At 68.1% G+C, this 21008-nt stretch carries 19 protein-coding genes; 11 read left to right on the top strand and 8 right to left on the bottom strand.

The window, feature by feature from the left end:
• A partial coding sequence (locus VFG33_RS39495) for an FAD-dependent oxidoreductase (protein WP_325058165.1) occupies nucleotides 1-849 on the bottom strand: 849 nt, incomplete at its 3' end.
• 139 nt (nucleotides 850-988) lie between these two features.
• Here VFG33_RS39495 and VFG33_RS39500 point away from each other — a divergent pair.
• Complete coding sequence (locus VFG33_RS39500; RefSeq protein ID WP_325058166.1) at nucleotides 989-1306, top strand: hypothetical protein; 318 nt, start codon at nucleotides 989-991, stop codon at nucleotides 1304-1306.
• Between the two features lie 13 nt (nucleotides 1307-1319).
• On the opposite strand, the gene VFG33_RS39505 is transcribed toward VFG33_RS39500, so the two are convergent.
• A complete protein-coding gene (locus VFG33_RS39505; protein ID WP_325058167.1) occupies nucleotides 1320-2090 on the bottom strand; it encodes a carbon-nitrogen hydrolase family protein in 771 nt (256 codons plus the stop codon).
• Between the two features lie 28 nt (nucleotides 2091-2118).
• Here VFG33_RS39505 and VFG33_RS39510 point away from each other — a divergent pair, with 28 nt between their 5' ends.
• Nucleotides 2119-2757, top strand: a complete 639-nt coding sequence (locus VFG33_RS39510; protein WP_325058168.1) for a GntR family transcriptional regulator — start codon at nucleotides 2119-2121, stop codon at nucleotides 2755-2757.
• Between the two features lies 1 nt (nucleotide 2758).
• On the opposite strand, the gene VFG33_RS39515 is transcribed toward VFG33_RS39510, so the two are convergent.
• Nucleotides 2759-3337, bottom strand: a complete 579-nt coding sequence (locus VFG33_RS39515; RefSeq protein ID WP_325058169.1) for an MFS transporter — start codon at nucleotides 3335-3337, stop codon at nucleotides 2759-2761.
• On the opposite strand from VFG33_RS39515, the gene VFG33_RS39520 reads away from it, so the two are divergent.
• Both VFG33_RS39520 and VFG33_RS39525 read left to right on the top strand, forming a co-directional pair.
• Complete coding sequence (locus VFG33_RS39520; RefSeq protein WP_325058170.1) at nucleotides 3331-4014, top strand: DUF2848 family protein; 684 nt, start codon at nucleotides 3331-3333, stop codon at nucleotides 4012-4014. The genes VFG33_RS39515 and VFG33_RS39520 overlap by 7 nt on opposite strands.
• Before the next feature lie 2 nt (nucleotides 4015-4016).
• Nucleotides 4017-4352, top strand: a complete 336-nt coding sequence (locus VFG33_RS39525) for a cupin domain-containing protein (protein ID WP_325058171.1) — start codon at nucleotides 4017-4019, stop codon at nucleotides 4350-4352.
• Here VFG33_RS39525 and VFG33_RS39530 read toward each other — a convergent pair.
• Complete coding sequence (locus VFG33_RS39530; protein ID WP_325058172.1) at nucleotides 4341-5834, bottom strand: leucyl aminopeptidase; 1494 nt, start codon at nucleotides 5832-5834, stop codon at nucleotides 4341-4343. The genes VFG33_RS39525 and VFG33_RS39530 overlap by 12 nt on opposite strands.
• Nucleotides 5835-5931: 97 nt before the next feature.
• Between VFG33_RS39530 and gcvT the strand changes: the two genes are divergently transcribed.
• The 7 genes from gcvT (at nucleotide 5932) to VFG33_RS39565 (ending at nucleotide 16316) form a co-directional block, all read left to right on the top strand.
• Nucleotides 5932-7038: a glycine cleavage system aminomethyltransferase GcvT gene (gene gcvT / locus VFG33_RS39535; protein WP_325058173.1), complete on the top strand. Its 1107-nt coding sequence runs from the start codon at nucleotides 5932-5934 to the stop codon at nucleotides 7036-7038.
• 16 nt (nucleotides 7039-7054) lie between these two features.
• Nucleotides 7055-9916 (top strand): AfsR/SARP family transcriptional regulator, encoded by a 2862-nt coding sequence (locus VFG33_RS39540; protein WP_325058174.1) that lies wholly within the window; start codon nucleotides 7055-7057, stop codon nucleotides 9914-9916.
• 330 nt (nucleotides 9917-10246) lie between these two features.
• A complete protein-coding gene (locus VFG33_RS39545) occupies nucleotides 10247-11254 on the top strand; it encodes an ABC transporter permease (RefSeq protein ID WP_325058175.1) in 1008 nt (335 codons plus the stop codon).
• A gap of 40 nt (nucleotides 11255-11294) precedes the next feature.
• Nucleotides 11295-13049, top strand: coding sequence for an ABC transporter substrate-binding protein (locus tag VFG33_RS39550; protein ID WP_325058176.1), 1755 nt, complete (start codon nucleotides 11295-11297; stop codon nucleotides 13047-13049).
• Between the two features lie 99 nt (nucleotides 13050-13148).
• Nucleotides 13149-14141 (top strand): ABC transporter permease, encoded by a 993-nt coding sequence (locus VFG33_RS39555; protein ID WP_325058177.1) that lies wholly within the window; start codon nucleotides 13149-13151, stop codon nucleotides 14139-14141.
• Nucleotides 14142-14173: 32 nt separating this feature from the next.
• Nucleotides 14174-15280 carry an ABC transporter ATP-binding protein gene (locus VFG33_RS39560; protein ID WP_325058178.1) on the top strand — a complete coding sequence of 369 codons (1107 nt, stop codon included), beginning with the start codon at nucleotides 14174-14176 and terminating at the stop codon, nucleotides 15278-15280.
• Nucleotides 15281-15296: 16 nt separating this feature from the next.
• On the top strand, nucleotides 15297-16316 hold the full coding sequence (locus tag VFG33_RS39565) for an ABC transporter ATP-binding protein (protein ID WP_325058179.1): 1020 nt from the start codon (nucleotides 15297-15299) through the stop codon (nucleotides 16314-16316).
• 1 nt (nucleotide 16317) lies between these two features.
• Here the strand turns inward: VFG33_RS39565 and VFG33_RS39570 are convergent, their stop codons facing one another.
• The 4 genes from VFG33_RS39570 to VFG33_RS39585 all read right to left on the bottom strand — a co-directional run bounded on the left by VFG33_RS39570 (nucleotide 16318) and on the right by VFG33_RS39585 (nucleotide 20907).
• Nucleotides 16318-17526, bottom strand: coding sequence for a low temperature requirement protein A (locus VFG33_RS39570; RefSeq protein WP_325058180.1), 1209 nt, complete (start codon nucleotides 17524-17526; stop codon nucleotides 16318-16320).
• 90 nt (nucleotides 17527-17616) lie between these two features.
• Nucleotides 17617-18912 (bottom strand): sugar ABC transporter permease, encoded by a 1296-nt coding sequence (locus tag VFG33_RS39575; RefSeq protein ID WP_325058181.1) that lies wholly within the window; start codon nucleotides 18910-18912, stop codon nucleotides 17617-17619.
• Nucleotides 18909-19724, bottom strand: coding sequence for an ATP-binding cassette domain-containing protein (locus VFG33_RS39580; protein ID WP_325058182.1), 816 nt, complete (start codon nucleotides 19722-19724; stop codon nucleotides 18909-18911). Before VFG33_RS39580 ends, VFG33_RS39575 begins: the two co-directional genes overlap by 4 nt.
• 109 nt (nucleotides 19725-19833) lie before the next feature.
• A complete protein-coding gene (locus tag VFG33_RS39585) occupies nucleotides 19834-20907 on the bottom strand; it encodes a substrate-binding domain-containing protein (RefSeq protein WP_325058183.1) in 1074 nt (357 codons plus the stop codon).
• Nucleotides 20908-21008: the final 101 nt, after the last annotated feature.

Raw genomic sequence — 21008 nt, forward strand, 5'->3', positions numbered from 1 at the left:
GACGCCGACCTCCTCGTAGCCGAGGCCGGAGGTGTTCGGGCCGCGGCCGACGGCGACCAGCAGCAGTTCGGCCTCGATCACCTCACCGCCGGCGACGGTGACACGCACCCCGTTGTCTCCGGTGTCGACCGACTCGAACGACGTACCGGTCTTGAAGGCGATCTTGCGCTTGCGGAACGCCCGCTCCAGCGTCTTGCTGCAGTCGGCGTCCTCGGCCGGGACCAGCCGGGGGAGTGCCTCGACGATCGTCACCTTGGTACCGAACGAGGTCCAGGCGCTGGCGAACTCGACGCCGATCACGCCGCCGCCGAGGATCACCGCGGACTCGGGTACCCGGTCGAGGGTCAGGGCGTGCTCGCTGGCGATCACCCGGTTGCCGTCGAGTTCCAGACCCGGCAGCGAGCGCGAGTAGGAGCCGGACGCGATGATGACGTTCTTGCCGGTGTACGTCGTACCGTTCACCGCGACCGTCGTCGGGGACGTGAGCCGTCCCTCGCCCTCGATCGTGGTGATACCGCGGGCCTTGATCTGGCCCTGCAGGCCCTTGAAGAGCCGGTCGACCACACCGTCCTTGTACTTGTTCACGCCGCCCATGTCGACGCCCTCGAGCGTGGTCCGGACGCCGAACTGCTCGCCCTCGCGCGCCGAGTCGGCCACCTCGGCCGCGTGCAGCAGCGCCTTGGTCGGGATGCAGCCGCGGTGCAGGCAGGTGCCGCCGACCTTGTCCTTCTCCACCAGAGCCACCGACAGACCCAGGGTCGCGGCCCGCAGCGCGGCCGCATAGCCACCGCTGCCACCGCCGAGGATCAGCAGGTCAAAGGTCTGGGTGCTGTCTGCAGGGTTGGTCACAGGTTCCTCCGTGGTCTACAGGTCGGCGGGCGGCCCCCGGATCGCGGAGTTCCGGCCCGGCGTCATCTTGTCACCGAAGCCCACCACAGTCGCTCCCGGGCTCGTCGCCCGACTTGCGGGGATAGTGGACACTGTCTGCATGAAGTGGTTCGGTCGCCGGCAGAAGCCGGGCACGATGCGTAAGTCGGACAACCCCGACCAGGCGCACCTGAGGGAGTTTGCCCAGACGCGGCAGGGCGTCGAGGGGTTCGTCGAGCCTAAGACGGCGGTGACCGACTACACCCTGCTGCTGGTCGCCATCGACGGTGAATGGACCCGCCGCCGCGTCCCCTCGGTCCAGTGGGCCCACAACTTCGCCAACAAGATGGGCGTCCCCTCCTACGACGCGGCCGTCGTCGGCTATCCGCCCCGGATGCGCGAGTACAACGCCCGCCAGAAGAAGAACGGCCTCGCCTGAGCTTCTGCTCCGGCTAGAGGATGGGGACGCTTTCCCGGGTCGTGCTGGGGAGCGTGTCGTTGACGGTGGCAAGGAGAATGTCGGGGGCGGCCGCCAGGCGAGTGCTGATGCGGCCGAGGGGGTCGGCTAGGACGCTTCGGCCGATGCCCAGGGGATCGCTGCCGGTGGGTGGGGTCCAGGGCTGGTCGCAGGCGAGGAGCCAGGACTGGGCGTCGGCGGCCCGGGCTCTGGTCAGGAGATCCCACTGTTCTTCCTTGCCGGGACCTGCGCCCCAGGACGCCGGTACGACGATGAGGTGGGCCCCGGCCCGGCCGAGTTCGGTGAACTGGGCCGCGAACCGCAGGTCGTAGCAGGTGGCGAGGCCGACGGTGAGGCCTCGCAGTTCGAAGGTCACCAGCTCATTGCCGGGAGCAACCAGGTCTGACTCGCGCGAACCGAAGGCGTCGTACAGGTGGATCTTGCGGTACGACGTCTCGACGTCCGGGCCGGTCGCCAGCAGGGTGTTGTGGACCCGTCCGTCGGAGGCCGGCTCGAAGAGTCCCGCGATGACGACGACCCCGAGTTCGGCGGCCACCTTGCGCAGGCCAGTCGCGAACGGCCCGTCCAACGGTTCCGCGACCGCTCGCAGGTCGGTGCCGAACGCGGCGAGCGTGGCCTCCGGGAGCGCGACCAGCTCAGCCCCCGCGGCGGCGGCTCGGCGTACGGCGTCGGTGGCGGTGGCTAGATTGGCCACAGGATCGGGACCGGCGCCGATCTGGGCGGCGGCGACTCGTAGAGATGTCATGAACCCTCCAAGGCTGTATACATTTAGTATGCAATTGAGTGGGGACTCCGGCCGTGACCGCGCCTACCAGTACCTGCGGCGGACCGTGCTCAGCGACCCCGCGGTCTCCGGCACCTTCATCAACGAGCAGGCCGTCGCGACCGAGGTCGGCATCTCCCGTACTCCGGTCCGAGAGGCGCTGCTGATGCTTGCGGCTGAGGACCTGGTCCAGCTGGTCCCGCATCGCGGCGCGTTCGTCGCGCCGGTGCCGGGCCGGGAGATCGCCGAGATGATGCAGGCGCGCGGGGTGATCGAGAGCTGGGCGGCAACCACCTGCCTGGCCTCCGGCGATGCCCCGGTCGAGCCGATGTCCGCAGTACTGGCGCAGCAGCGGGCCATCGTCGACAAGGGCGACGCCAAGGAGTTCATCGAGCTGGACAGCCAGTTCCACGCCCTGCTGGTCGCTGCAGGGGGCAACTCCGTACTCGGCCGGCTGTACGACAGCTTGCGGGCCCGGCACGTCCTGCTTGGTGTGGTAGCCCTGCAGCGCAAGGCAACCCGGCGACAGGACGTGCTGGTCGAGCACCAGGCCATCGTCGACGGACTCGCCTCGGGGGACGCGGCGGCGGCCGAGGCGGCGATCCTCCGCCACCTCGACACCACCGGCTCAATCCTCATGCAGGGCTGATTCATGCAGGGCTGACCGCGTCGTCGTCCTGTACTGCGCGGCCGAGTCGCAGCCCGAACGCGACCAGTACTGCGGACAACAGGAACGCGATCCGCCAACCCCAGCTCAGGAACGCGTCCTCGGAGAGCAGGCCGGCGAGAACCGCGAGCACTCCGTTCGCCATCAGCGTGCCCAGCGGCGGTCCGACCTGCGCGGCCGAGGCCCAGAACCCCCGCTGCCCGGCCTGACTGAACTCGCTGCTCAGCAGGACGGCGCCACCCCATTCGCCGCCCACACCGACGCCCTGGACGAAGCGCAGGAACACCAGCAGCGTCGGAGCCAGGGCGCCGGCCTGGGCGTGGGTCGGCAGCAATCCGATGAAGAAGGTGGCCACGCCGATCAGCAGCAAGGTGGCGACCAGCACCCGCTTGCGGCCGATACAGGCTGCGCCGGTCTGCGGGGACTGCCGATGAGGCGGGCGCGGGGGCAGTGGGCGTGGACATCGGGTGGACCTCCTAGCGGGGAATGCTCCATACTTGCTGTATACAGCGTGTTCACGCAAGCGATGACTGACAATCGGCGGAGGTTCTTCCTGTGACACAGATCCTGCATTTCACACTGCCCGACGGCGGTGAGCGCGAGATCGCCGTCCGTTATGCGCTCAACGCCGGGTACGCCGGCCGCGACACCGAGCAGGTGCAGCACCACGTGGACGAGCTCGCCGAACTGGGGGTCCCGGCGCCGAACCGGATCCCCACGCTCTACCCGCTGTCCGCGTCGCTCGTCGGGCGGCCGGAGGTCGTCCAGGTCGCGCACGGCAAGACGTCAGGTGAGGCGGAGTGGGCGCTGGTCGTGGGCGATGGCCCGGACGATCTGCTGCTGACGGCGGCCTGCGATCACACCGACCGGGCGCTCGAGGTGCACGGTGTCGCCTGGAGCAAGCAGTCCGCCCCGGATCTGCTCGGCGATGTCGCCTGGCCGTTGCGCGACATCGAGGACGAGCTGGACGACTTCACCCTGAAGGCGTGGGTCCGGCATGGCGCGGAGGAACAGCTCATCCAGGACGGCACGCTCGCGCAGTTGCTGCCCCCGGCGTACTGGGTGAAGGAGCTGGGGGACAGGCTGCGGCCGGGGACGGTGCTGCTGAGCGGGACGATCCCGATGATCGCGGGCGTCGACCAGTTCGCGGACGCCTGGCGGGTCGAGCTGACCGATCCGCGCGGCGTCACCAGCAAGATCCTGTACTCCGTGGAGCGGCTCGCCGAGGCCTGGGACTAACCATGAAAACAGAGCATGAGTTCTTCGCCACCGGCGATGTGCCGTGGACCGTGGATGACGCTGGCATCAGCCAGCGGGTGCTGAGTCAGGATCCAGGGGACGGGACGCTGACCAGGGTGGCGCGCTGGGCGCCGGGAACCGTTTCGGGCGAGGACGTGATCCGGCACGAGTACTTCGAGGAGGTCTATCTGCTCGAGGGCTCGTTGACGGATCTCAGCCTCGGGCAGACCTTCGCCAGCGGCGACTACGCGTCCAGGCGGCCGGGAATGCCGCATGGCCCGTACCGCACCGACGAAGGCTGCACGATGCTCGAGATCCGCTACGGCTCAGGTCGCTGAGGCGGCCAGCTCCACCAGCGTGCGGACGGAGTACCCGGTGCCGCCGTTGGAGGTGTAACCGGACGCGCCGCCGTCGTTGAACGCTGGGCCGGCCACGTCCAGGTGCACCCAGTCGATGCCGTCAGCAACGAAATCGCCGAGGAAGGCCGCGGCCGCGAGCGCGCCGCCCCAGGGCTCACCGGTGATGTTCGCCAGGTCCGCGACCTTGGAGTGCGAGCGCAGCTTGTCCAGCATCTCCGAGGGAACGGGCAGCGGCCACATCGCCTCACCCGCGATCACCGCGGCGTCGACGACCCGGTCCCGGGCGGTGTCGGAGTTCGCGAAGGCGCCGGCGACCTTGGTGCCGAGGGCAACGACACAGGCGCCGGTCAGGGTGGCCACGTCGACGATCAGGTCGGGGTGGTCCTCGGAGGCCCGGACCAGCGCGTCGCCGAGAACCAGTCGGCCCTCCGCGTCGGTGTTGAGCACCTCGACGGTCTTCCCGCCGTACATGGTGAGGACGTCGGACGGGCGCGCGGCCGAACCGGACGGCATGTTCTCCGCCATCGCGGCGTACGTGGTGATCTGGACCGGGAGGCCGAGCCGCGCGATCGCGATCGTGGCGCCGACCACCGCGGCGGCGCCGGCCATGTCGGCCTTCATGCTGATCATGCCGCTGGCGGTCTTCAGCGACAGGCCGCCGGAGTCGAAGGTGATGCCCTTGCCGACGAAGGCCAGGTGCGTCACCGGCTTGCGGGGGGTGTAGGTGAGGCGGATCAGCCGCGGCGGGTTGGTGGACCCCTGGCCGACGCCGAGGATGCCGCCGTACCCGCCCTTGGCCAGAGCCTTCTCGTCCAGCACCTCGACCTTGACGCCGTGGTCCTTGGCGAGCTTCTGCACGTGCTCCGCGAACTCGGTCGGGTGCAGGTCGGACGGGGGAGTGTTCACCCAGTCGCGCACCTGGTGGACGGCGTCGGCGACGATCTCGGCGCGCTCGAGTGCGGCCTTGGCCTCCTTGCTGCGGGCCAGGTCGGTCAGCACGGTCAGGTTGCCCGGTACGTCGTCGGTCGCCTCGGACTTGTAGGCGTTGAACGAGTACCGGCCGATCAGCGCGCCCTCGGCGACCGCCCGGACGCACTCGGCATCCGGCGTCGGCAGCGCGAAGGCGATCGACTGGGCGGTCTTGGCGGCGCGGACGCCGATCCCGGCGGCGGTGCGCAGGTCCTCGGTCTTCAGCGCGCCGTCGGGGGCGCTGCCGAGGCCGACGGCGATCAGGGTGGCCGACTTGCCCGGCTTCGGCCCGGGCACCTTGGTCACCTCACCGGCCTTGCCGGTGGCGCCTAGAGCGGACAGCACCTCCACCAGCTTCCCGCCGTACGCGGCGTTCAGCGACTCGGTGCCGGCGGGCAGGGTGACGCCGCCGTCGAGTTTGACCACGCCGATGACCACGACGTCGGTCTTGACGCCTGCCGCATCGGACTTGCTCAGGGTGATGGTGCTCACGAAATCCTCAGTCCTCCTTGACCGGATGGCAATGTGCCGGTCGTGACGGTACGTGAATACTGCCTTCGCATGCTACGCGTCCGGTAAGTTCCGCTGCATGACTGAGTCCCCCGTCCTGAAGAAGTCCCCGTTGCATGAGCGGCACGTCACACTCGGCGCGAAGTTCGCCGAGTTCGGTGGCTGGGAGATGCCGCTGGAGTACAGCGGGGTGGTGGCGGAGCACACCGCCGTCCGGACCACCGTCGGCGTGTTCGACGTGAGTCACCTGGGCAAGGCGACCGTCAAGGGACCGGGCGCGGCGGCGTACGTGAACTCCTGTCTGACGAACGACCTGGGCAAGATCGCCCCCGGCCAGGCGCAGTACACGCTGTGCTGTGCCGAGAACGGCGGCGTGGTGGACGACCTGATCGCGTATCTGCATGCCGATGACGATGTGTTCCTGATTCCCAATGCCGCGAACACGGCCGAGGTGGTCCGCCGACTGCAGGCCGAGGCGCCGGACGGAGTGGTCGTCACCAATACACATGACGACTACGCGATCCTGGCCGTCCAGGGGACCGACAGCGATGAGGTGGTCGCCGCGATCGGGCTGCCGACCGGCCACGACTACATGTCCTTCGCCGTCGCTGACTACGCCGGTACTCCGGTCGTCGTCTGCCGCACGGGTTACACCGGGGAACGCGGGTACGAGCTCGTCGTACCGAACGAGGCCGCTGTGGCCGTGTTCGACGCGCTGCTGGCGGCAGGGGAGAAGTACGGGATCGTCCCGGCCGGACTGGGCGCGCGTGACACCCTGCGGACCGAGATGGGCTACCCGCTGCACGGCCAGGACATCTCGCTGGACATCACGCCCGTGCAGGCGCGGTCCGGCTGGGCCGTCGGCTGGAAGAAGGAGCACTTCTGGGGCGATGCGGCTCTGCGGGCGGAGAAGGAGGCCGGGCCCGCCTGGATCCTCCGCGGTCTGCGTGCGGTCGGCCGGGGGATTCCCCGTCCGCACATGACCGTCGTGGATCCGGCCGGCAGCAAGCTGGGCGAGGTGACGTCCGGCACGTTCTCGCCGACGCTGAAGAAGGGCATCGCCCTGGCGCTGCTGGAGGCGGGGGTGAAGGAGGGCGACCAGGTGGCCGTGGACATTCGCGGTCGGCAGGAGGCGTTCGAGGTGGTCAAACCTCCGTTCGTGACCGTGCACGTGCGCGAGAGCTGACCAGTACGCTGCGGCCGTGGAATTCCTCTTGCTGGGCTCCGTGCAGATCTGGTCGGCCGGCCAGCAGGTGGAGCTGAAGCGGCGCCAGGAGAGGTTGCTGCTCGCTGTCTTGTTGCTGGAGCCGGGCAAGGCTGTGCCGGCCGAGCGGTTGATCGAGCTGCTGTGGCCGGACAAGCTGCCTGGACATCCCAAGCGAGCTCTGCAGGTCTATGCCTCGCGTCTGCGCGGTGTCCTTGCTGCAGGAGAGAGTCAACTCACCATTGGCCCCCACGGCTACGCCATTGCAGTGCCGCCCGGGCGCACGGACATTGAGCGGTTCATGTCGTTGGTCGAGCAGGCCAAGCCGCTGGAGGATCTGGAGCAACGCCGCAAGCTACTGGTCGACGCCCTGGCCCTCTGGCGCGGCCATGCTCTGGCGGACGTCGCCTCAGAGGACGTACGCCGACGCCTGTGCGGGGGACTCGACGAATCCCGATGGGCCGCTCAGGAACTTCGCCTGACCACTGAGCTCGCTCTCGGGCGGCACCAGGAATTGCTGCCAGAGCTGGCGGAGCTGACAGCGCTACAGCCGACCCGGGAGACGCTGGCTGCCACCCGGATGCTGGCGCTGTACCGCTCGGGGCGTCAGACAGACGCTCTCGCGGTTTATGCGGATCTCGCCCGGCATCTGGATGAGGAACTGGGAGTAGAGCCGGGTGCGGAGGTGCGAGAGCTGCAGGTGGCGATCCTGCGGCAGGACGACTCGCTGGACCACACCGAGTTCTCAGCCGGGCCACGGGAGCTCCCGGCGGATATCGGCGTGCTTGTCGGACGGGACGCAGTACTGGAGGAGCTGTCGGCTGAGCTGACTCGCGGAGGTCGGCCGGACGGCGTACCGGCTGTTGTCTGTCTGTATGGGGCGGCTGGGACTGGGAAGTCGGCTGCCGCAATCCGGTTGGGGCACACGCTGGCTGCGCAGTACCCGGGCGGGCAGTTGTTTGCCCGGCTGCAGGACGTGAACGGGGACGCGCTGCCGCCGAGGGTTGTTGCTGGGCGGCTACTGCGGTCGCTCGGTGTGGACGGACAGACCATGCCGGACTCGCTGGAGGAACGGGCTTCCTTACTGCGCAGCCGTCTGGCCGGCAAGTCCGTACTCCTGGTCTTCGACGACGTTGTCGACGCCGCGCAACTGCGGCCGCTGCTGCCGGCCGATGGGCGCTGCGGTGTCGTCGTCACGGCCCGCCGGCCGATTCTGGGTCTGGAGGACGCTACCCACCGCGAGATCCTGCCACTGACCGAGGAGACCAGCGCGGAGTTGCTGGGCAAGCTGTCCGGCGTCGTCGCCGACGACCTGACCGAGGTGGTCCGGCACTGTGTCGGGCTGCCGCTGGCGCTGCGCATCGTGGGAGCGCGTCTGGCGCTGGCCGGCGAGGATGTCCTCGACGTCGCCAAAGCCCTCGCAGACGACGTCCAGCGGCTCGACTACCTCGTCGCGGGGGATCGCGCGGTTCGGGCCAGCCTTGAGGTCACCCTCCGGGTCGCCACCCCCGCTGCTGACCACCTCTTCGCCCGGCTGGCCTTGATCGGCGCGGACGAGTTCCCTGCCTGGACAGCGGCACCTCTGCTTGGCATCTCGGAAGACGAATCTCGCATCGCTCTGGACAGTCTGGTAGCTCTAGGGCTGGTCCAGCTCAGCCGTCTGGAGCCGGCCACCTACAGCCTCCACAATCTGGTCCGCGCCTATGCGGCCGAGCGTCTCGCCCAGCTGGCGGCGGAAGAGCGGCGGGAGGCCGAACAGAACTACCTGGGTACGGTCCTTCGCCTGCTGACCATCGCGGACGGGCAGGTCAACCACGGGATCATTGTCTACGTCCCGCTCGACGAGGTCGACAGTATGGAGCTACCCGCCGCCGAGGCCGAGGCAGCCGGAGGTGCGGCGTGGCTGGACGACGCAACTTCGGTGGTGCACGCAGCGGTGCGGTTGGCGGTGCGTGACTGGCCCGAGATCGCCGGTCAGCTGGCGATCCGCTTCAACGGATATCTGGCGGTCCGGGACAACCGTGAGGTCCGGAAGGAGGTGCTGGAGCTCGCCCGGAACGCGGTCGTCGCGGCCGGCGAAACGGCCCTCGAGGCCGAGCTTGATCGCGCCGTGTTCGGCGCCCTGGCCCAAAGCCACGTGGGCAATGCCGAGCTTGTCGCCGTGGCCGATCGGAGCCTGCGCTCGGCACAGCGGGCCGGAGTGACGGAACTTCTGATCGCGGCACTGGCCCAGGTCGCGTGGATCGAGGCGTCGCTCGGACATTTCGAACGGACCTTCGAGGTCGGCGAGGAGATCCTCCGCATCGTCGACGCGAACCCGGAGGCGGAGGGTTCCCGCGCTAGGGGCCTCGACCACATCGCGTCCGCACTGCATTCCCTGGGACGGATGGGGGAGGCGGCGGTACCCCGCCGGCAGGCGGTGGAGCTCAGTCCGCCGGGCAGCCGGCTGAGGGCGATCCGCCTGGTGCTGCTGGCGCGAGTGCTGCTCGAGGATCCCGCCCGGCTGGCCGAGGCCACCGAGGTCGTTCAGGAGGCTCGCGAGACTGTCGATGAGCTGGGGGATGAGCTGGGTGGCGCGCACGTCGACGCCATCGAGGCCCACTTGCAGGCCGAGCTGGGGCGGCCGGAACGGGCCCGCGAGCTGCTCAGCCGGGCTGCCACGGTCTTCGAACTCCGCCCCGATCCCTCCGGGCAGCTTGTCTACGCGACTGCTCAGGCCCGGCTCGAGCTGGCGTCCGGCCGGGCTGACAGGGCCAGGCAGGTCTTCGGGGCTGCCCTCGAGGAGGCCGTCCGCACCGACGACATCGAGGGAGCGACCGAGATCAGGCGCCAGCTGACGAGGATCGATCACGGGATGTAGTCGGCGACCGGCTGCTGAAGTCCCTTCACAGTCGGTGACATTTTGGCACAATATGGCCACTGACGGCGCTGTGCCGCCGCGTTTCGCGTCTCCCTGATCGCACTCGGTGACGATTTGGGGGTTTTGTTCCGGTCCTGTCCGCACTCCGGTAACGATTTGTGCACTCCGCTGGCTTGGTGTGAAGGTGTCGGGCAGGCTAGCGCGCGGCCGTCTCGCCGATCTGTCAAGTGGATATGGCGAGATTGCACCTAGCTGCAAAGGCTCGGCACGAGCGACACCGCTGCCGGGGTCCGGCACCGGAATCCTGCTGACAGATTTGACGGAGCGCGAATGAGTATTGGGTCACCCGACTCGACCGTAGGTGTCGAGGACCACCCGGCATCGGCTGAGCCGGTTCGCGAGGCCTCTGTCGCCCACGGAAAATCCCCGACCCGGATCGCCATCGATCGGCTCCGCAAGGACAAGCTCGCGATGACCTGTGCGGGCATCGTGCTGTTCTTCATCCTGATCGCGGTGTTCGCGCCGCTGCTGACCAAGATCGAGGGTGGCGACATCAGCACCTTCCACACCGACCTGGTCGACGAGTACGGCTTCCCGACGATCGGCATCAACGCCGACCACTGGTTCGGCGTCGAGCCGAAGACCGGTCGGGACAACTTCGCCCGCTGGGTCTATGGCGCGCAGCCGTCGCTGATCGTGGCGTTCGTGGCCACCCTGTTCGGCACCGTCGTCGGCGTGGTGATGGGCCTGCTGGCCGGCTTCCTCGGCGGCTGGGTCGACCGGCTGATCTCCTGGGTGATCGACTTCGTGCTGAGCCTGCCGTACCTGCTGTTCGCGATCGCGCTGGTGCCGATCGTCGAGTCGATGCGCGGTGGTTCGTTCAACCTGACGCCCGACGAGCAGGCCTCGACCCGGTTCTACGTGCTGATCTTCGTGCTCTCGTTCTTCGGCTGGGCCGGCCTGGCCCGGATCATCCGCGGCGAGGTGCTGTCGCTGCGCGAGCGGGAGTTCGTGCTGGCCGCGAAGGCGATCGGGGTGCCGACCCGGCAGGTGCTCTTCAAGGAGCTGCTGCCGAACCTGGTCGCACCGATCGTGATCTCGGCCTCGCTGGCACTGCCCGCGTACGTGACCGCGGAGGCGGGCCTGTCCTTCCTCGGGGTGGGCCTGATCGAGCCGAAACCGTCGTGGGGCCAGACCATCGCGACCGCGACCAACTGGTTCAAGGCCGACCCCCTCTACCTGTGGCTCCCCGTGCTGGGGATCACGGTCCTGGTCCTTGCCCTCGCGTTGCTCGGCGATGCCGTGCGCGACGCCTTCGACCCCAAGACTCGCCGGTAGCCCGGCGTTGCCCCAGCGGCAGAAAAGGAGAAATACGACAATGCAGTGGAAACGGATCACCGCGGTCGCGGCAACGGTCATGCTGGCCGTTGCGGCCTGCGGCAGCCCGTCGTCGAACAGCAACAGCGGCGGCAACACGGGCGACGCCGGCACGGCCCAGGTGAAGGCCACGGACCCGACCCTGAAGGGCCCGGCGCCGGAGATCGAAGGCGCCAAGAAGGGTGGCACGGTCACTGTCCTGTCCGACGTCACGCCGGACACGTTCGACCCGACGAACACCTACTTCGTCGACGGCATGCAGATCAGCAAGCTGATGTACCGCTCGCTGACGCAGTACAAGCTGGATGACAAGACCGGCAAGCCGATCCTGGTTCCCGACCTCGCCGAGGACCTGGGCACCCGGTCGGCCGACGGCCTGACCTGGACCTTCAAGCTCAAGCAGGGCATCAAATACAACGACGGCAGCCCGGTCAAGGCCGCCGACTACGCCTACGCGATCAAGCGGTCCTTCGCCACCGAGCTGTACGACGCGGGCCCGACGTACCAGAAGCAGTTCTTCAAGGACGGCGACAAATACCACGGCCCGTACGAGAGCGGCGACAACTACTCCGGGGTCGAGACGCCGGATGAGAGCACCCTGATCATCCACCTGGCGAAGAAGTTCGACGACCTGCCGTACTACGCCGCCTTCCCGGTGTTCACGCCGATCCCGAAGGCCAAGGACACCCAGAAGAACTACGAGCAGAAGCCGATGACGACCGGCCCGTACCAGGTCGCGTCGTACCAGCAGGGCTCGGAGCTCAAGCTCACCAAGAACCCGAACTGGGACCCGAACACCGACCCGGTCCGGCACCAGTACCCGGACGGCTGGGACTTCAAGTTCTCCCAGGACCTGCTCAAGGTGCAGCGTCAGGTGCTGGCCAGCTCCGGTCCGGACGCGAACACGCTGAACTACACCGACCTGGACTCCAGCCTCGTCCCCGAGGTCAAGGACCAGAGCCAGATCATCAAGGGTCAGCAGCCCTGCACCTACCTGTGGGGTCTGGACACCCGGAAGATCCCGCTCGAGGTCCGGCAACTGGTCGCCCAGGCCTACCCGTTCGAAACCTGGCGGAAGGTCGCGGGTCTGACCCCGGACAGCGCGATCCCGGCGTCCACGATCCTGCCGCCGGCCGTTCCCGGTTACGAGAAGTACGAGCTCCCGGGCCTCAACGGCACCGGCAAGGGCGCGGACGACCCGGCCGTCGCGCAGGAGATCAAGGGCAAGCTCAAGGACCTCGGCAAGGAGAACTTCGAGCTCAGCTGGTACTACTCCAACGACGACAAGATCGCGAACCAGGTCAACCAGCTGCGGACACAGGTGTACACCGCCGCGGGCTTCAAGGTGAAGGCGATCGGCGTCTCGAAGGCCAAGATCCGCACCCTGCGCAACGACACCAAGGCCCCGGTGAACATCGGTCAGGGCCCCTCCGGCTGGTGCTCCGACTGGCCATCGGGTGCGAGCTGGTTCCCGGTGCTGTTCAAGTCCGACGCCGTCGACCTGAGCAACAGCGTCGGCATGCTGCAGGACAAGACCCTCGACGCCGAGATCGACCGCATCGCGGCGCTCAGCCCGGACGAGCAGCTGAAGGAGTGGCCGAAGCTCGACAAGAACCTGCTGGAGAACTACCTGCCGGCCGTGCCGCTGTATTACAGCGCCAGCGCGTACCCGGTCGGCAAGAACATCGGTCACGCCATCAACGACGTGACGCAGGGTATGCCCGAGTTCACCTCGATCTACCTGAAGCAGCCCTGATCCGGACTGCGGTAACACCTAGCAGTCTGATCATCTGATGGTGGGGTGGTGACCGGACCTCGGTTCGGTCACCACCCCGATCGGTGAGGAGAAAACCTCGTGCTCTACTTCGTGGCGCGCCGGCTGGTCAGCGCGCTCAGCGTCGTGCTGGTCACGCTGATCGTGACCTTCGCGCTGTTCTTCGTCGCGCCGACAGACCCTGCCGCGTCGATCTGCGGTGAGCGCAACTGCACCACCCAGCGCTACAACGAGATCAGGGAGAACCTGCATCTCGATCGACCCAAGGTGCAGCAGTTCGCCGAGTACACGGCAGGCATCTTCGCCGGACGGACCTTCGAGACGGCCGGCGTCGTGCAGGAGTGCAAGGCTCCCTGCCTCGGTTTCTCCTTCAAGAGCGACCGTCCGGTCACCGAACTGCTCAAGACCCGTCTGCCGGTGACGATCTCACTGGTCGCGGGGTACGCGGTGCTGGTCCTGACCATCGGTGTCTTCGTGGGCTCGATGGCCGCGAAGCGACGCGGGACCACCGGCGACCGGGTGCTGATGAGCAGCACCCTCGTGCTCAGCTCGGTGCCGTACTACATCGTCGCGCTGATGATCTCGCTCTACCTGACGATCCTGTATCCGATCCTGCCGCGCGGTGGGTACACACCGATCTCGGACAATCCAGCGAAGTGGTTCGCCGGCCTGTTGACGCCCTGGCTGGTGATCGGGGTCTACAACTGCACCCAGTACGCGCGGTACTCGCGGGGCTCGATGGTGGAGACCCTCAGTGAGGACTACATCCGGACCGCCCGGGCCAAGGGACTGTCCGACCGGGTGGTCACCTACAAACACGCGCTCCGGTCGGGCCTGATCCCGGTGATCACGATCTTCGGCCTGGACATCGCCGGCAGCCTGGCCGGCGCGATCTTCACCGAGCGGATCTTCGACCTGCCGGGCCTGGGCAACCTCGTGCTCGAGAGCCTGCAGAACTACGACCTGCCGGTGATCATGGGCACGGTTCTCGTTGCCTCGGTCATCCTGGTCGCGATGAACTTCCTGGTCGACATCGCGTACAGCATCATCGACCCGCGGGTCAGGCTCTCGTGATCACACCCGAGAACGAGCGAGGGAAGGAAAGTATGGCTGGCACCGTTCCCACCGAGGGCCGCAATCCGGCCATCGCCACCCGCGAGCGCCGGGAGAGCACGGTCACGCCGAGCGGCGAGACGCCGTACCTGGTGGTCGAGGACCTGACCGTCAAGTTCCCGACCGCGGACGGCGTGGTCAGCGCGGTGAACGGTCTCAGCTACGCCGTGCCGCTGGGCCGGACGCTGGCGATCGTCGGCGAGTCCGGGTCGGGCAAGTCGGTGTCCAGCATGGCCGTGATGGGCCTGCACGACCGCAAGCGGACCCAGATCACCGGGTCCATCCAGATCGGCGGCGACGAGATGGTCGGCCTGTCCGAGCACGACCTGATGAAGGTCCGCGGCGACGCCGTGGCGATGGTCTTCCAGGACCCGCAGTCGTCGCTGCACCCGCTGTACACGGTGGGCAACCAGATCAGCGAGGCCTACCGGGTGCACCACAAGGTGTCCAAGGAGGTCGCGAAGAAGCGGGCGCTGGAGATGCTCGACCTGGTCGGCATCCCGAACCCGCTGCGCCGGTTCAAGCAGTACCCGCACGAGTTCTCCGGCGGGATGCGGCAGCGCGCGATGATCGCGATGGGCCTGGTCAACGACCCGAAGCTGGTGATCGCGGACGAGCCGACCACCGCGCTCGACGTGACGGTGCAGGCGCAGATCCTGGACCTGCTGAACAACCTGCAGAAGGAGTTCGGCTCAGCGATCGTGCTGATCACCCACGACCTGGGTGTGGTGGCCGAGATGGCCGACGACGTCCTGGTGATGTACGCGGGCCGCTGCGTGGAGTACGGCACCGCCGAGGACGTGCTGGCACGGCCCCGGATGCCCTACACGTGGGGGCTGCTCGAGTCGATCCCGACCGTCTCGGCCGCGAACGAGCGGCTCCGCCCGATCAAGGGCCTGCCACCGAGCCTACTGAGCCTGCCGAGCGGTTGCTCCTTCAATCCCCGGTGCCCGTACAAGGACCGGGTGAAGGGCGAGCGCTGCACCACCGACCTGCCCGGGCTGCTGCCGGTCGACGGTGCCGGCGCGCACACGTCACGTTGCCACCTGCACGACAAGGCCTCGATCTACGAGGCCGAGGTCGCGCCGAGACTGGGCTGAGGAGGGCTGAGGAGATATGAGCGAAACTTTGCTTGAGGTCCGCGACCTGAAGATGCACTTCCCGATCAAGCAGGCGGCCGGACTGGGCCGCACCAGGAAGGTCGTCCAGGCGGTCGACGGCGTGAGCTTCGACCTGCAGCCCGGCGGCAGCCTCGGTCTGGTCGGCGAGTCCGGCTGCGGCAAGTCGACCACCGGCCGGATGATCACCCGGCTGCTGACCCCGACGGCGGGCCAGATCCTCTTCAAGGGCACGGATATCGCCCGGTTGAAGGAGAAGGACCTGCGCCCGTTCCGGCGGCAGTTGCAGATCGTCTTCCAGGACCCGTACAGCTCGCTGAACCCGCGGCAGACGGTCAGCAACATCATCAGTACGCCGCTGCGCGTGCACAACCTGGTCAAGAGGGGCAAGGAACTCGACCGCGTCCAGGAGTTGCTGGAGCGGGTCGGCCTGAACCCCGAGCACCACAACCGGTACCCGAACGAGTTCTCCGGCGGCCAGCGCCAGCGGATCGGTATCGCCCGGGCGCTCGCGGTCGAGCCTGAGGTGATCATCGCCGACGAGCCGGTCAGCGCCCTGGACGTGTCGATCCAGGCGCAGGTGATGAACCTGCTCGAGGACCTGCGGCGCGATCTGGGCATCGCCTTCGTCTTCATCGCCCACGACCTCGGGGTGGTCCGGCACTTCTGTGACCGGGTCGCGGTGATGTACCTGGGCAAGATCGTCGAGCAGGGCCCGCGGGAGCAGATCTACGGCGCTCCGCAGCACCCGTACACGCAGGCGCTGCTGTCCGCCGCTCCCGACCTCGGCACCATCCGCGGCGTACCGCCGAAGGAGCGGATCCGGCTGGTCGGTGACGTGCCGTCACCGATCGACCCGCCGAGCGGTTGCCGGTTCCGGACCCGCTGCTGGAAGGCCGAGGACATCTGTGCGACCCAGGAGCCACCGCTGGTCCCGCACACCCACTCCGGCCCTGGCCACGCCGCGGCCTGCCACTTCGCGGAGCCGAAGGTCGACCTGACCGCCGCCACCGCCTGACTCAACCGCCGTGCCTCAGCGCCTCACGTTCCTGGGCGTACCGGACCGACTCGTAGGCGACGAGACCGACGAGAAGAGCGGTCAGTACTGCGAGTTGGCCCAGCGCGGGAACTTTGCCGAGGGCAAGTACTGCGATGACGCAGAGGCCGGCGGTGATCAGTCGTGAGGTGCCGAGGGCATGCGTGGTTCGCCATTTGAAGCCCACGTGGCCCAGGAGATACAGCACGACGCCGAAGTACAGGGCGTACATGCCGACGCCCTTCAGCGGATCGTCGAGGTCGTGGTGGCTCGTGTCACCGACGTACTCGAGCACCTTCTTGAGCCCGAGCGCCAGCAGCACGATCCCCGCGACCATCGGGAAGTGCAGGAAGGTGTAGGCGTCCCGGGCCAGCTTCGGCCGGGTCTCCAGGGGCTCGGCGGCCAGTGCCTGTTCGCCGTAGTGGACCGTGGCGTCGAAGTAGATCCACCAGAGCGCGGTCGCGACGGCCAGGCCGAGCACGGACGCGACCAGGATCGGCCAGGAGATCGGCAGGTCGGTGACGCCCACGCCGATCGCCACGATCGATTCGCCCAGCGCGATGATGACGATCAGCCCGTGCCGTTCGGCGAAGTGGGCAGGTGAGTTCAGCCGCCAGCCGCGAGCGTCGATCAGGGCGGTGCCGCCGTAGTCGGCGGCCAGGGCCGCGGCCCACAGCAGGGTCTGAGTGGTGCCGTGGAACTGGGAGGCGACCAGCAGCAGTGCTGTCGCGGCCAGCATCCCCGGAGCGAACCGGATGAGGGTACGTCGGAGCACCTTGTCGCCGTCCGCGATCAGCCAGAACAACAGAAGGTGCATCGCCCGGAAGGCGAAGTACGCGATGGCGATCACGACCGGGCCGGACAGACCGCCGGGGAGGTCGTCGAACGCCTCGGGGATGGCCAGTGCGATCACGAACATCGCCGCCATCGCGGCGAGCAGGACGCCCCGGATGGATCCCTCGTCGGCCTTGACCAGGTTGCAGAGCCAGGAGAAACCGATCCAGCTCCACCACATCAGCCCGATCAGCAGCAGGCCGCGGATCGCGCCGTGCCAGGTCAGCTCGTGCGCCATCAGCGCGGTGATCTGGGTCAGTGCGAACACGAAGACCAGATCGAAGAACAGTTCCAGGGTGGTGACCGGCTGGTCCTCGGTGGTGGCCTGGGCCCGGATCGGCGTCCTGCGAGTCGTCATGCGGCTCATTCTGCCCACCGGGAGGGCGATCTGGTTGGAACGGCGGGCCCCTGCCGATGCAGGGGGTCAGGCAGAGGCCCGCCGGCTCTGCTACGCCCTGCCGTGAGCCTGACGGCTGCGGCGGCTCAGCGAGTCGATCGTGACGGCGACCAGCAGGACGCCGGCGGTCACGATATAGCGGACGTTGGAGTCCAGGCTGAGCAGGCTGAGGCCGTTGGAGATCGAGACGATCACCAGCGCGCCGAGCAGCGCGGAGTACGCCGAACCCCGGCCGCCGAAGAGGCTGGTTCCACCGATGACAGCGGCCGCGATGGCGTTCAGGTTGGTGTCACCGCCACCGCTGCTCTGGTTCACCGCGACCAGCCGGGCCGCGGCGAGAAGACCACCGACGGCGGCGAAGGTGGAGCACGCCGCGAACACCGTCAGGTAGATCATCCGGACGTTGATACCGGCTCGCCGTGCGGCTTCGACGTTGCCGCCGACCGCCATCACGGACCGGCCCCACCGCGTCCGCCGGACGGCGATGTCGGTCAGGACCACCAGGACGAGGAGCAGCAGGAACATCGACGGCATCCCGCGATCGCCGTTCAGCACGATCACTGAGATCAGGAGCGTCACGGCCAGCGCACCGGCCTTCACACCGATGATCGACGTCGGGGCAGCCGACAGGCCTGCGGCGAGACGCTGGCCGCGCCCCCGCAGCCGGCTCAGGGCGTAGAGGGCGACCGTCACGGCGATGAAGATGTACGAGACGACGGGGGACAGGAAGCTCTGGGTCGCGAACTTGACGATCGGCGAGTCGAACGGAAGGTTCAGCGAACCCTCCTTGCCCAGCACCAGGAGTTGCAGCCCCAGGAAACCGAGCAGACCGGCCAGCGTGATCACGAAGCTGGGCACCCCGAACCGGGTGTAGAGCAGTCCGTAGAACAGACCGATGACGGCGCCGGTGACGATGCCCGCGACCACCGACAGGGCGAGCGGCCAGCCCTCGTTCACGAAGGTGACACCGAGGATCGCCGCGGCCAGGCCACTGACCGAACCGATCGAGAGGTCGATCTCGCCCAGCAGCAGGACCAGGACGATGCCGAGGGCGATGACCCCGACCGAGGTGGTCTGCAGGGTCAGGTTGACCAGGTTGCGGCTGGACAGGAAGTTGCTGTTCGCGATCTGGAAGACCGCCCAGATGATGATCAGCCCGAGCACCACCGGGACCGAGCCCAGGTCGCCGGAGCGCAGCCGGGAGGTGAACGCGGCGATCGCGCCGCTGACGCCGCGGCTGGCGATCAGCCGCTCGTCCTGCAGGTCGGCCGGCAGTACCGCGGGGTCTTGCGCCTCCGGGACGGTGTCCTGCACTGGGGTCTTCGATCCGTCGACCGGGGTGGTCATGATGCGGCACCTTCCTCACGGGTCCGGCGCGCGGCGCGCTCGGAGACTGCGTTGTCCGTGGCGCCGGTGATGGCGGCGATGATGTCCTGGGTCTTGGTCTCGCTGACCGTGAAGATCCCGTTGTTCCGGCCGAGTCGCAGCACCGCGACCCGGTCCGCGACCGCCATCACGTCGGCCATGTTGTGGCTGATCAGGATCACCGCGAGACCACGCTCGCGGAGCCGTTCGACCAGGTTGAGCACTTCGGCGGTCTGAGCCACGCCGAGGGCCGCGGTCGGTTCGTCCAGCATCACCACCTTCGGCTGGCCGAGCAGGCTGCGGGCGATCGCGACTGTCTGCCGCTGACCTCCCGACAGGCTGGCCACCGGGATCCGGACGCTCGGGATCTTGGCAGACAGCTGGCGGAGCAGTTCCCAGGAGGACCGCTCCATCTCGACCTCGTCGAGCAGATTACCCTTGCGCAGTTCGCTGCCGAGGTACAGGTTCGCGACCACGTCGAGGTTGTCGCACAGCGCCAGGTCCTGGAAGACGGTGGCGATGCCGAGTTGCTGGGCCTCGGCCGGACTGCCGACCCGCACTTCCTGCCCGTCGAACACCATCTGGCCGTCGTCGGCGGTGTAGACGCCGGCGATGGTCTTCACCAGCGTCGACTTGCCGGCGCCGTTGTCGCCGACCAGGGCCAGCACCTCGCCCGGGCGGACGTCCAGTTCGATGTTCTTCAGCGCCTGCACCGCGCCGAAGCGCTTCGAGACGCCCCGTAGCGCCAGCACCGTGCCGGCCGCAATGGGTGTCGGAGTGGGAGTGACAGTCATCGATCAGCCTCCTGAGGCTCTTGTTTCAGGCCTGCGCCCCGGTTTGCGCCCGCCGGCCCGGACGAATCCGGACCGGCGAGCGCAGCCGGGGCGGGCTTTGAGGCCGTACTTACTTGAGGCCGGCAGCGGTGCAGGCGGCGGCGAACGACGCCGTGCAGATGTCGGTCACCTTGTAGATGCCGTCCTTCACCACAGTGTCGTTGATGTTCGCCTTGGTGACAGCGACCGGGTCGAGAATCGTCGACGGCACGCCGCTCTTGTCGGAGGTCGACTCGACCTTGCCGCCGTTCGCCAGGGCCACCGCGCCCTTGGCCGCGGCCTCGGCCTGGGGCTTCACGGCCTTGTAGATCGTCATCGCCTGGTCGCCGGCGACGATCCGCTGGATCGCGGCGAGCTCGGAGTCCTGACCGGTGACCGGCGGGAGCGGGGTCACGCCACCACCCTTGAGGGCGGCGATGGCGCCACCGGCGGTGCCGTCGTTGGCCGCGTACACGCCGACCAGACCGTTCTTGATCGCGCTCAGCTGGCCTTCCATCCAGGACTGCGCCTTGTCCGGGCTCCAGTCCGGGGTGTCGAATTCGGCGGCGATCTTGAAGCCGCTGGAGTCGAGCACGCTGTGCGCGCCCTTCTTGAAGTCGGCCGCGTTCGGGTCGGTCGGGGCGCCGTTGATCATGGCGAGGTTGCCGGACGTCTTGCCGGCCGCCTTCAGCGTGTCGATCAGGGTCTGCGCCTGCAGCTTGCCGACCGCCTCGTTCTCGAACGAGACGTAGTAGTTCGCGCCCTCGATGAACCGGTCGTACGCGATGACGGGCACGTTCTGGGCCTTCGCGGCGGCGAGGACCGCGGCGGACGCCTTGCCGTCGACCGGGTCGAGGACCAGCACGTTGGCACCCTGGGTGAGCGCGGCCTCAGCCTGCTGCTGCTGCTTCGCGGCGTCCTGGTCGGCGTTGCTGTAGATCAGCTCGCAGTCCGCACACGCGGTCTTCAGGGCCTCGGTGAACAGCGGCCGGTCGAGGGCCTCGTAGCGGGCTGTCTTCGACTCCGGAAGCAGCAGGGCGACCTTCTTGCCGCCGCCGCTGCCACTGGCGCCGGAGTCGTCGTCCGACCCACAGGCCACCAGTGAGAGGGCGAGGGCTGAGACGGCGATGCCGAGGCCGACAAGACGGGTTGGTGAGACGGACATAGTGCGACTCCTTGACGTGAGGGCCCGAGTAGGCCTAGCCAGAGTCAAGGTCACAACCGCCCTTGACGTCAAGGCTTGAATTCAAGAAATAGACATTGGCT

Source organism: Kribbella sp., from assembly GCF_035687465.1.
Lineage (GTDB): Bacteria > Actinomycetota > Actinomycetes > Propionibacteriales > Kribbellaceae > Kribbella.

Bases quoted from the DNA above. Each gene is read 5' to 3' on its own strand.
- VFG33_RS39500 (WP_325058166.1), top strand. From the start codon at position 989: ATGAAGTGGTTCGGTCGCCGGCAGAAGCCGGGCACGATGCGTAAGTCG.
- VFG33_RS39505 (WP_325058167.1), bottom strand. From the start codon at position 2,090: ATGACATCTCTACGAGTCGCCGCCGCCCAGATCGGCGCCGGTCCCGAT.
- VFG33_RS39510 (WP_325058168.1), top strand. From the start codon at position 2,119: ATGCAATTGAGTGGGGACTCCGGCCGTGACCGCGCCTACCAGTACCTG.
- VFG33_RS39525 (WP_325058171.1), top strand. From the start codon at position 4,017: ATGAAAACAGAGCATGAGTTCTTCGCCACCGGCGATGTGCCGTGGACC.
- gcvT (WP_325058173.1), top strand. From the start codon at position 5,932: ATGACTGAGTCCCCCGTCCTGAAGAAGTCCCCGTTGCATGAGCGGCAC.
- VFG33_RS39545 (WP_325058175.1), top strand. From the start codon at position 10,247: ATGAGTATTGGGTCACCCGACTCGACCGTAGGTGTCGAGGACCACCCG.
- VFG33_RS39550 (WP_325058176.1), top strand. From the start codon at position 11,295: ATGCAGTGGAAACGGATCACCGCGGTCGCGGCAACGGTCATGCTGGCC.
- VFG33_RS39560 (WP_325058178.1), top strand. From the start codon at position 14,174: ATGGCTGGCACCGTTCCCACCGAGGGCCGCAATCCGGCCATCGCCACC.
- VFG33_RS39565 (WP_325058179.1), top strand. From the start codon at position 15,297: ATGAGCGAAACTTTGCTTGAGGTCCGCGACCTGAAGATGCACTTCCCG.
- VFG33_RS39570 (WP_325058180.1), bottom strand. From the start codon at position 17,526: ATGACGACTCGCAGGACGCCGATCCGGGCCCAGGCCACCACCGAGGAC.
- VFG33_RS39575 (WP_325058181.1), bottom strand. From the start codon at position 18,912: ATGACCACCCCGGTCGACGGATCGAAGACCCCAGTGCAGGACACCGTC.
- VFG33_RS39580 (WP_325058182.1), bottom strand. From the start codon at position 19,724: ATGACTGTCACTCCCACTCCGACACCCATTGCGGCCGGCACGGTGCTG.
- VFG33_RS39585 (WP_325058183.1), bottom strand. From the start codon at position 20,907: ATGTCCGTCTCACCAACCCGTCTTGTCGGCCTCGGCATCGCCGTCTCA.